The sequence below is a fragment of the Haloferula chungangensis genome, from assembly GCF_042664875.1.
In the GTDB taxonomy this organism is placed as follows: domain Bacteria; phylum Verrucomicrobiota; class Verrucomicrobiia; order Verrucomicrobiales; family Akkermansiaceae; genus Haloferula; species Haloferula chungangensis.
Map to the genome: position 1 here is coordinate 1 of NZ_JBHTBS010000114.1, position 502 is coordinate 502.

Consider the following 502-nt stretch of genomic DNA (forward strand, 5'->3'; position numbering starts at 1 on the left):
GAACGCTTAAAAGCTGAAGGAGCCAAGCGATATCAATACAGACATTGGGTGTTCAACCGGGAAGGACTGCCCTGCCGATTATGTGGAACGGAAATCGTGAAGTTCAAAGCAGGATCGCGTCGCTGCTATTACTGTCCAAACTGTCAGTCTAATGAATCGTAAAATATATGCTGAGCTGTGATTCCTTTATTCAACGTGATTTTCCCAAAAGAATAATGAGGTGGTCTGCGTTTATCAGTAGCTGAACCAGGATTGAACAGCATTGTTTTTTTTGAAAATTTTAGAAGAGGGAGGTGGGAATGTCCAAAGATGATCAAGTCCACATCCTCCTCTTCAAATTCAGCTGCTGCACGTTTTTCTGTCGTTTTCTTTTCTCCATGTCCATGAACGACACCTATTTTATACCCTTCTACATTCAGCAATTGTCTCCTCGGGACTAACCGCTTCATATCTTCCCCATCTACATTCCCATACACTCCGTAAAGATCACCAAATTGCTGGA

The 502-nt window shown here is 42.6% G+C and carries 2 protein-coding genes; one reads left to right on the top strand and one right to left on the bottom strand.

Going from position 1 to position 502, the window contains the following annotated elements:
- The first annotated feature begins 96 nt into the window (after positions 1–96).
- Positions 97–162, top strand: a complete 66-nt coding sequence (locus ACFQY0_RS21460) for a hypothetical protein (RefSeq protein ID WP_379717179.1) — start codon at positions 97–99, stop codon at positions 160–162.
- Here the strand turns inward: ACFQY0_RS21460 and ACFQY0_RS21465 are convergent.
- On the bottom strand, positions 144–502 hold a 359-nt coding region (locus tag ACFQY0_RS21465; protein ID WP_379717176.1), incomplete at its 5' end, for a metallophosphoesterase family protein. The two genes, ACFQY0_RS21460 and ACFQY0_RS21465, sit on opposite strands and share 19 nt — an antisense overlap.